This window comes from Sphaerospermopsis sp. LEGE 00249 (assembly GCF_014299995.1).
Taxonomy (GTDB): domain Bacteria; phylum Cyanobacteriota; class Cyanobacteriia; order Cyanobacteriales; family Nostocaceae; genus Sphaerospermopsis; species Sphaerospermopsis kisseleviana.
The window spans coordinates 1-9,450 of record NZ_JACJUZ010000117.1 but is presented as its reverse complement, the minus strand read 5'-3'; the positions used below and the strand labels follow the sequence as shown (position 1 = coordinate 9,450).

The following is a 9,450-nucleotide window of genomic DNA, read 5'->3' as shown; positions in this document are numbered from 1 at the left end:
GACGCAATTACTGGAACAATTAAATATTAATCCCCAATCTCGCGCCGAAGACCTCAGTGTTACACAATGGGTATCACTGGTAAATATGGTGACTAGGGACTGGTGACTGGGGACTGGGGACTGGGGACTAGGAATCAATCCAAAAATTATGCAAAATATCTATCTCTCAAACCCTTAGTTCTCTGTGTTCTCTGTAGCTCTGTGGTTAGTTTATTCTATGGCTTGCGTGTAAGTTCTACAATTTCATTTTTCCCAATCACCAATCACCAATCACCAATTACCCATGACTGATTACTCACCTTGACTATGTATATTTTAACAACCATTTACTAAAACGCTTGTGCAAATACCATCCTTTCCTGAAGCTAACCATCCGCTGGTGAAGTCGCTGTTTCATCACAGTGATCAAGAACTGCTGACTTTGTTGAGGCGCTATCCTGATCATGGCAAATACTTTACTGCTATTTTTTGCCGTTATAGCCCTATAGTCTATACTTTGATTCAACATTCGGCGCGATCGCCTGTCCAGGCAGATTATCTATTTGCGCTGACTTGGCGACATATATATTATGAACTCGGTGGACTATATTTAACTAACCCAGAAACAGGGGAAGAAGTATTAACTCTGCAAAACTGGTTAATCAACATTACAGCTTTTTGTATTAATGAAATGAAACTACCACCAACGGAGGCTATTCATTATTCACTTAAAGACACGTCACCCCCGTTATGGTGTTATATAGAACAGGCATTAGATCAAGTACCGCCATTATTGCGCTTAATTGTCTTAATGGCGCAAACTTTCCATTGGAGTGAAACTCGCATTTCTGCTTACTTACAAGCTGAAGGTGAAAAAATTTATCCTCAACAAGTAGCCAATTTGCTTCAAGAAGGTTATCGTATGCTAGAAGACAAATTACCAGCTGATATTCGCGCTATTTACTTAGGTGAAGATATTGCTTAAACTTAACTTATGTATCAATACAACAGCAGCTATTCTGCAATTATAGCAGGAATTATAGCAGGAGTCAGAAGTCAGGAGTGAGATCCTATTGTAGTCAGACTTTCATGATCAATTGATGTCCTAACTATTCTGTCTACGGCTATAAAAATCAAACTTTTTGTTGAATCATTTTATTTACAAACTATTTACAGCCGAAATTTCACGGTTAAGTTTTATGGAACAACGGCATTTTTTATCAGGGCATAGCCTTGGCAATTTCAATTCTTCCCTGTTTTTACAACAAATTAGTAAATGGAAACATGGGAATATTTACGCTTTATTAGGTATATTATCTATTGCTGTTCTCATTCCTCAACAGGCAAAGGCTATTGAGATTACCAAACAACTTCATAGTCCTTTAAATCATCCTATTGGCAGATCCTTAAATGTTAAGCCTATTCGAGAAAAAGCTGATAGATTACTGCGGTTAGGTAAACAACAATATGCTTCTGGTTTTGTGGAAAAAACTATTGAATCGGGATTACAGGCATTAGAAATATATCACTCTCTTGGTGATATGAAATCCCAGGGAGTAACTTATGATTTACTCGCTGGTGCTTATCTGCAATTAGGTAATCTCAAAGGTGCTGAAGATGCTATCCGTCGTCGCTTGGGTATAGCTCGTGATAATCAGGATTTTCACAATCAGATTTTTGCACTTAATAATCTTGGTACTTTGTTCCTGCAAAAAGGCGAACCAAAAACCGCAGGACAAACTATTCAAGATGCACTTGTTATGGCTCGTAATCTCGAAAATATTGAAGGACAAGGACTTTCACTCAGTAATTTAAGTCTTGTATACACAAGATTAGGAGATTATAACAGAGCAATTAAATTAGCGGAAACTGCTTTAATTTTTCGTCGCAAAACAGGAGATGTAATTGGTGAAATTAACACCCTGAATAATTTAGGTGATGCCTATCTTTTCGCAGGAGATTATCAAAATACCATCGCCAGTTATGGCACAGCAATGCGGTTAGCAAAAATCAATTTTGTCCGCCCTGACGAATTACGAGCAATTGATGGTTTAGTCACTGCTCATACTGCTGTTGGCCGTTATGAACGGGCTTTGGAATTGCTAGAACAAAGATTTGCGATCGCTAAATTCTTGAATAGTCCCAGGGAAGAATTAAAATCTTTAGTATCCTCTGGTGAACTTTATGAAAAAATGCGGAATTATCCCCAAGCACGCAATTTTTATCAACAGGCACTTTCTCTAGCACGAAAATTAGATGACATCAAACAAGAAGCAAAATTACTCAATAGTCTTAACGAACTCAAAGGACGGTAATTTGTAAGGAGTCTGGAGGCAGGAGTTATTAATTTTGGATTTTGGATTTTGGATTTTGGATTTTGGATTTTGGATTGTAGATTGTAGATTGTAGATTGTAGATTGTAGATTTATATCCCCTCTTCCCTCTTACACTGTCACCTCTCACCTGTTCCCTGTCACCTTCTTAACCTTCTTCCCAAAGTTGGCGAATTTTATCAGGCAACCAGATGGAAATTTCTTGAATTATTTCTGGTGATAATTCGTCTTTTGTGGCAGAAAATACAGCTTTAATTACTTGTTCTACTTCTACATTTGGTGGCATTCCACCTTCATTTGCAACTCTAAATAAAAAGCGATCGCTATCAATTCCTTTAAACATTCCTATCGGTTGTAAAGGTGGACGTATGCGGCTTAAAAATGCCACAATTGGATTTGTATCATGCCATAAATCAGCAATTTCTAATTGCAGGGATTTATCTTTAGTTATTTCTGCTGGTTCATGCAGTTCTACTTCTACTCTGTCAGCAGTTTCAGTATTCATTAAATCCCGCATTACCCGAAATACAACTTCTGTTAAATCTCTTGCATCAAAAATATCTGTCACCCCACTTTTAACCATCACCTTTTCTAAAAAAGGTAGATTTTTATCAGCAATAGCAACTGCTGGTTTTCCATTTGATACTTTTGGTTTATTATCTTCTAATTTCTCTAATAGTTTCTGACCTTTTTCCGTCATTTCTGCTTTTTTGAAAGTAATCAAATGTGGTAATGGTCCATCCGGTGCGCCCAGAGTATTAGCAATTCGCAAATCAAATTCCTGGGGATGAATTAAATCAGGAACATCTTCTTGAGTTGCGTAAGCATTACCTGTAAACTCAGCATTGATATAATGCTTTTGATTTAAATAATCTAAATGTCCTAAAAAGTCAGAAATTGTGATTCTATGTCCAGGAAAATCATCTTGATTAAAATGTATTTCGTGCATTCCCTGACCAGTTTCGTTGATTTTTTTGAGTAAATTGTAAGTGACATCTTCTCTGATATAAATTGGCATTTAATCCTCCTATATTCTATATATAACCAATTTTTAATCAATATTAATAGACATTCCAATCTATCAATGAAATCAAAATTCAAAATTTAATTAGTGATGTGTACGGATTTTTGTTCAAAATTCAAATATTATTCCTATAGATATAGCGTTTCCCAGTCTCATGAGGTACACTCTAATTTATTTACTGTTCTCAATTCTCAATTCTCAATTCTCAATTCCCAATTCCCTAACATAAAAAACTTTGTACCTCACTAGCTTGGTAAATGCTATTCTCATATTAAATTATGCAACTAGCTTTCTTCATCTATCACAAGAAACAAATGTTGCATAAATAAGTAACTCAACCGTAAAAAATGTCATACCTAATATCCAGATCCCCGACTTCTACCGACTCTTGAGGGCAACCACAGGGGGTTTGCCCCTACTGAATTATATTTAATACTCCAGAGAGATGGGTAAAGTGACAATAAAAGTAGTACCTTTACCAACAACACTTTCCACTTGAATTTGTCCTTGATGATGTTCCACAATAGCTTGAGCGATCGCTAAACCCAAACCTGAGCTAGTGCTATTTTCCCTTATTTCCCGACTTTGATGAGAACGCGCTGGATCTACACGATAAAATCTATCAAACAATCGTGGTAAAGACTCACTAGGAATACCAATTCCCGTATCACTGATTTTAATTTGTAAACAAGTAAAACCATAACGCATTCCCGCAACTCGCCCTAACTCCACCTGTACCTTTCCTTGAGTTGGAGTATATTGCAAAGCATTACCAATTAAATTTGTAAATAACCTTACCAGTTCATCCCAGTTACCCATCACAGTAAACCAATTTTCCTGTAATTCTGGGTCAATTTCCCCTGGCGGATCAACTAAATTCAAAGTTAGATAAATTTCCTTGTCTGTAGCTAAAAGTTGTTGTTCTTCCACCACTTCTATTAACAAAGCATCCACAGGACAAGGTGAAAATAAAACTGCACCAATACCACTATCTTGTCGTGCAAGAAATAATAAATCATTCACCAACCTACCCAAACGCTGAGTTAATCTTTCTACTAATTTTAACTGTTGACGATAATGAGAAATACTACTAGATTCTAAGTCTAAATCAGCCAACGCCACTTGTACATTAGTTTGAATTAAAGCGATCGGACTTCTGAGTTCATGGGAAGCATCAGCTGTAAATTGTTTTAACCGTTGGTAAGACTCCCCCACAGGTTCCATCGCTTTACCAGACAAAAACCAACCACTAGCAGCTACCGAAAGCACCATCAACCCAGTACCCAAACCCAAATCAAAAATTAACTGACGACTGGGTTTAGTCACTTCAAACCAAGGATGACTCACACGCAGATAACCTAAAACCTGTCTTCCCACCTCTACCCGATGGGTAACTTGTCGCAATAACAGTTCTGAGTCTCCCCATCCCCCCATCCCCACCACTCGCACAGTTTCACCGGTATTGCTATGAATAGGAATATTTAAAGCTTCGGAAAAAGTTGACCACCGTAATTCACCAGTGGGACTAAACCATTCTAGGTCAATATGATCATCTTCCGCTGTATCAGCATTATTCCGAAAACTCGCTTCTACATTGACACGGAGTTCATCAGGTTGTACATTAACAGGCTCAATGACTAAAGAACGCTCTACCACTTCCACCACATGATTTAGGGTATCATCAATTCTTTCTATCAGAGTGCTGCGGACATATAAATATACCCCAGTGGCAAACAAGAGTAGTAAGATAGCAGTAACAGCAGTGTACCAAAGAGCAAGACGGCGACGAGTAGCTTGAAACATTACACTAGGGAATAGGGAATAGGGAATAGGGAATAGGGAATAGGGAATAGGGAATAGAACAGTTTGTTTTCGTCCAACTTACAACTTCTATATTTCCCCATTTTTAAATATCTCTTAACCAAAAATTAATATATTAGTTAGATTAATTAACTACTACATCTAAATATTAACTCTTACCTCTTACCTCGTGCCTTCTGCGTGACATCTACTAGCCCGTAATCAATTATGCCAAAATCTAAAAAGACTGCCCCTAGCATTAACCTGAATGATTCAAAATACTATATCAACCGCGAATTAAGCTGGTTAGAGTTTAATAGTAGAGTATTACACGAGGCTTGTGATCAGCGCACCCCACTACTGGAACGGTTGAAATTTTTGGCTATTTTTAGTTCTAACTTAGATGAGTTCTTTATGGTGCGAGTTGCAGCATTAAAGCAACAGGTAGACGCTAAAGTAAACTCCTTAACTCCTGATGGACGGACACCCGAACAACAACTAGATGAAATTAGGTTGCACCTGAACCCGTTGGTAAAAAAACAGAACGAACAATTTGAACAAGTTTTACAACCGCTGTTAGCTAATCATGGTATTCATATTCTGAAATATATAGAAATGAATGAAAAACAGCGAAATTATTTAGATAACTACTTTAAAGAACAAATCTTTCCCGTACTGACTCCTTTAGCAGTTGATCCTAGTCATCCTTTTCCCTACATTTCTAATCTCAGCTTAAATTTAGCTGTGGTGGTGAAAAACCCAGAAACAGAAGAAGAATTTTTTGCCAGAGTTAAAGTTCCTAATGTTTTACCGCGATTTATACCTTTACCATCAGAGTTAGGAATTGACAACAACGGAAAAACCGCTAACTGGATCGGTGTACCATTGGAACAGGCGATCGCCCACAATCTAGAATACCTGTTTCCAGGGATGAATATTCAGGAATATCACCCCTTCCGCATTACACGGGATGCTGATCTAGAACTCGAAGAAGACGAAGCCGATGATTTATTATTAGCTATTGAACAAGAATTGCGTAAACGTCGTATGGGGGGAACACCAGTTAGGCTAGAAATTCAATCCCAAACACCAGAAGTTTTACGTTCTCGGTTATTGCAAGATTTGGAATTAAGCGAAAATGACGTTTATGCCGTAGATGGTTTATTAGGACTGCGAGACTTAATGTATTTTATGGCTTTACCATTGCCAGAACTGAAAGATCCCCCACGTCAGTCCGTTGTTCCTTCCCGCTTGCAACGCCTCAGAGAACCCAGTATAGACCCAGATGTATTAGACGTAGAAGAAGGAAAAGATTTTTTTGCGGTAATTCGGGAAAAAGACTTACTGGTACATCATCCCTATCAATCATTTTCCGGCACAGTGGAGCGTTTTATTACCCATGCTGCCTGGGACCCTCAAGTATTAGCTATCAAAATGACGCTTTACCGGACTTCCGGGGATTCACCTATTGTTAATGCTTTAATTGCCGCCGCAGAAAATGGTAAACAAGTTTCTGTATTAGTAGAATTAAAAGCCCGGTTTGATGAGGAAAATAATATTTACTGGGCTAGACGTTTAGAAAGAGTTGGTGTTCACGTTGTTTATGGTTTAGTCGGTCTAAAAACCCATAGCAAAATTGTCATGGTAGTGCGCCGAGAAAAAGCTCGGATGCGTCGTTATGTACATATTGGGACAGGAAATTACAACCCAAAAACAGCACGACTATATACAGATTTGGGATTGTTGAGTTGTCGGGAAGAATTGGGCGCTGATTTAACAGATGTGTTTAACTTCTTAACAGGATATTCTCGCCAAAAAACCTATCGAGAAATATTAGTTGCACCTGTGAATATGCGCGATCGCTTTCTCGAACTAATTAACCGAGAAATGGAAAATGTCCAAAATGGATTTTCCGGGCGCATTGTTGCTAAAATGAATTCCCTCGTCGATCCGGAAATTATTACTGCCCTATACAATGCTTCCCGTGCTGGCGTACAAATTGATTTGATAGTCCGGGGTATATGTTGCTTGCGTCCAGGACTCAAAGACATCAGTGAAAATATTCGCATTATCAGCATTATCGGTCGCTTTTTAGAACACTCCCGCATTTTTTACTTCTACAACAATAATCAAGAAGAAATATATATCGGCAGTGCTGACTGGATGCGTCGTAATTTAGATCGTCGAGTCGAAGTTATCACACCTATTAGAGATCCAGAAATTGCTAAAGATTTGCAAGAAATTCTGGGAATTATGTTAGCAGATAATCGTCAAGCTTGGGATTTACAAGCTGATGGTACTTATATCCAAAGACGACCCTATGATGATTCTCAAGAAGCTAATTCTCAAAAAATTCTCATGTCTATGGCTTTACGTTCTACACACACCACATAAACAGGGACTGGTGACTGGGGAAGACAATTTTAGATTTTAGATTTTAGATTTTAGATTTTAGATGGGAGATACAGCAGTTTCGAGGTTGATGAGGTACAGTAACCGATTGAACTTCAAGTTTTAAAACTATCCTCCAAAATTGGTATACCTCATTTACTCCAAAATTGCTGTAACAAAAACAATCCAAAATCCAAAATCCAAAATCCAAAATCCAAAATTAATAACTCCCGACTCCTACCGCAAAACTTAATCATTTCTTTATACACAAACACCCGTTATTCATCCGTAGGATAGAGTTAAGACAGGCACTTACTCCCATAAACTATAGATACTCTTGTATATAATTTTCAGTTTCCGGGAATGGTAATGTTGTCCTGTGAGTCTTTTTCCTTGCGCGTTCTATTGGTTGATGATCATGAACTAACTCGTTTAACCCTACAGTTCGCTTTTTCTGCTCAAGAGAATATGCAAGTTGTAGGTTTAGCTAGTAATGGTCAAGAGGCTATAGAAATGGTCAAAAGTTCCCACCCTGACGTAATTGTGCTAGATTTACATATGCCAGTTATGGATGGTTGGCGTGCTTCCGGTTATATTAAATCTATATCTCCAAATACTCAAATCCTGGCTTATTCATCAATAGATGATGCACACTTGCAACAAACAAAGGCAATACCCAGTTTTGATGAAGTTTGCAAAAAAGATGTACCCACAACAGAACTCATCGCTTTGGTTAGACAACTAGGCCAGCGTGCTATCAACAATTCAGTGATGGGTTAGTGAAGATTTTTTTAGAAAAATCAAGATTGTCGGCTGTACCGGAAAATTACGGTTGCCGACGTATATTTTGATTTTGCTTATTTTAGATTAATTAGTTTCTGATTCGGGAATATTGCGTCTAAATTCATCAATTAAATCATCTAATTCTTCTAAAGCTTGATTTACATCAACTCTCAAAGTGCCTAAATTTGGTTGTTCCAGAAGACTCAGCAAGTATTCACGTTTACTTTGAACTGAGGCAATTCGTTCTTTAAGTGTTTGTAGATCCATTGTTTTATTCCTATCTTACCTATTCTTCATTAAACTTAACGCAAAATCGGCTAAAGCTGATCAATCAAGAATAGATCGCTGACTTCTCAAAGAAGTCGTGGATCTGGGTAAGATGTTAAGAAATGATCAACATTTCAAATCATGCTGGGCAAAATTTCTTTGGGAACACTCGGTTTAACCTTGGGTAGCATATTAACCATTGTCGGTTTCGTCGCTTATGCTGCTGATAACGCGACTCTCAACTTGGTGGGCTTTTTTTATGGCTTTCCTCTCTTGCTGGGAGGTTTAGCACTCAAAGCTAATGAACTCAAGCCCATACCCTTTAGCCAACCTACCACAGAATCAGTATTAGCACTCAGAAAACAACAAGCTACTGTAACTCAAAATAAAATCCGCACTGACATAACTAGATTTTGCTACGGACAAGAAGCTCATTTAGACCGGGCGTTAACATACTTAGGTTTGAATCCTAACGATGAAGAACGTCCAGTAGTGACTGGTTTAAGAGAAATAGAAATTAACGGTGCTTATTCCTTGATTTTAGAATTTGATTCGCCTTTTATTCCTCTTGATATTTGGCTACAAAAACATGAGAAAATGACTAAATACTTTGCTCCTAATGTTGAGGTGAAAATTACACAACCTGATGAAGATAGAATTGAACTAGAATTAATTACTACTCAAAATTAATGGGTAATTGGTAATTGGTAATGGGTAATGGGTAATTGGTAATGGGTAATGGGTAATTGGTAATTGGTAATTCGTAATTGGTAATTCGTAATTGGTAATTCGTAATTGGTAATTCGTAATTGGTAATTCGTAATTGGTAATTGGGAAAAATAAAATGATTACCCAGTCCCCAGTCCCCAGTCC

General features: G+C 37.7%; 9 protein-coding genes and 1 pseudogene. 6 read left to right on the top strand and 4 right to left on the bottom strand.

The genetic code is table 11. The features are described 5' to 3' along the window. The 3 genes and pseudogenes from H5968_RS25910 to H5968_RS23785 all read left to right on the top strand — a co-directional run. A pseudogene (locus tag H5968_RS25910) lies at positions 1-106 on the top strand (16S rRNA (adenine(1518)-N(6)/adenine(1519)-N(6))-dimethyltransferase); the annotation flags it as partial. A 234-nt stretch (positions 107-340) separates the two neighbouring features. Further along, on the top strand, positions 341-964 hold the full coding sequence (locus H5968_RS23790) for a sigma-70 family RNA polymerase sigma factor (protein ID WP_187041920.1): 624 nt from the start codon (positions 341-343) through the stop codon (positions 962-964). 214 nt (positions 965-1,178) lie between these two features. Next, positions 1,179-2,294 carry a lipopolysaccharide assembly protein LapB gene (locus H5968_RS23785; RefSeq protein ID WP_187041919.1) on the top strand — a complete coding sequence of 372 codons (1,116 nt, stop codon included), beginning with the start codon at positions 1,179-1,181 and terminating at the stop codon, positions 2,292-2,294. A gap of 166 nt (positions 2,295-2,460) precedes the next feature. Here H5968_RS23785 and H5968_RS26230 read toward each other — a convergent pair whose 3' ends face one another. Together H5968_RS26230 and H5968_RS23775 are read right to left on the bottom strand one after the other, a co-directional pair. Continuing rightward, positions 2,461-2,931 (bottom strand): DUF2267 domain-containing protein, encoded by a 471-nt coding sequence (locus H5968_RS26230; RefSeq protein WP_370569806.1) that lies wholly within the window; start codon positions 2,929-2,931, stop codon positions 2,461-2,463. A gap of 834 nt (positions 2,932-3,765) precedes the next feature. Next, a complete protein-coding gene (locus tag H5968_RS23775) occupies positions 3,766-5,139 on the bottom strand; it encodes a cell wall metabolism sensor histidine kinase WalK (RefSeq protein WP_187041917.1) in 1,374 nt (457 codons plus the stop codon). 225 nt (positions 5,140-5,364) lie between these two features. On the opposite strand from H5968_RS23775, the gene ppk1 reads away from it, so the two are divergent. Together ppk1 and H5968_RS23765 are read left to right on the top strand one after the other, a co-directional pair. Further along, entirely contained in the window at positions 5,365-7,530 is a 2,166-nt protein-coding gene (gene ppk1, locus H5968_RS23770) for a polyphosphate kinase 1 (RefSeq protein ID WP_187041916.1), read from the top strand. Positions 7,531-7,896: 366 nt separating this feature from the next. After that, entirely contained in the window at positions 7,897-8,307 is a 411-nt protein-coding gene (locus H5968_RS23765) for a response regulator transcription factor (RefSeq protein ID WP_187041915.1), read from the top strand. Between the two features lie 87 nt (positions 8,308-8,394). On the opposite strand, the gene H5968_RS23760 is transcribed toward H5968_RS23765, so the two are convergent. Then, a complete protein-coding gene (locus H5968_RS23760; RefSeq protein WP_096570227.1) occupies positions 8,395-8,577 on the bottom strand; it encodes a hypothetical protein in 183 nt (60 codons plus the stop codon). 141 nt (positions 8,578-8,718) lie between these two features. On the opposite strand from H5968_RS23760, the gene H5968_RS23755 reads away from it, so the two are divergent. Next, positions 8,719-9,267: a DUF2854 domain-containing protein gene (locus H5968_RS23755; protein ID WP_187041914.1), complete on the top strand. Its 549-nt coding sequence runs from the start codon at positions 8,719-8,721 to the stop codon at positions 9,265-9,267. On the opposite strand, the gene H5968_RS23750 is transcribed toward H5968_RS23755, so the two are convergent. Further along, positions 9,254-9,450, bottom strand: a 197-nt coding sequence (locus H5968_RS23750) for a hypothetical protein (RefSeq protein ID WP_187041913.1), incomplete at its 5' end; no start/stop codon positions are given. The genes H5968_RS23755 and H5968_RS23750 overlap by 14 nt on opposite strands.

Coding starts and splice junctions, on each gene's coding strand:
- H5968_RS23755 (WP_187041914.1), top strand. CDS start 8,719: ATGCTGGGCAAAATTTCTTTGGGAACACTCGGTTTAACCTTGGGTAGC.
- H5968_RS23775 (WP_187041917.1), bottom strand. CDS start 5,139: ATGTTTCAAGCTACTCGTCGCCGTCTTGCTCTTTGGTACACTGCTGTT.
- H5968_RS23785 (WP_187041919.1), top strand. CDS start 1,179: ATGGAACAACGGCATTTTTTATCAGGGCATAGCCTTGGCAATTTCAAT.
- H5968_RS23765 (WP_187041915.1), top strand. CDS start 7,897: ATGTTGTCCTGTGAGTCTTTTTCCTTGCGCGTTCTATTGGTTGATGAT.
- ppk1 (WP_187041916.1), top strand. CDS start 5,365: ATGCCAAAATCTAAAAAGACTGCCCCTAGCATTAACCTGAATGATTCA.
- H5968_RS23760 (WP_096570227.1), bottom strand. CDS start 8,577: ATGGATCTACAAACACTTAAAGAACGAATTGCCTCAGTTCAAAGTAAA.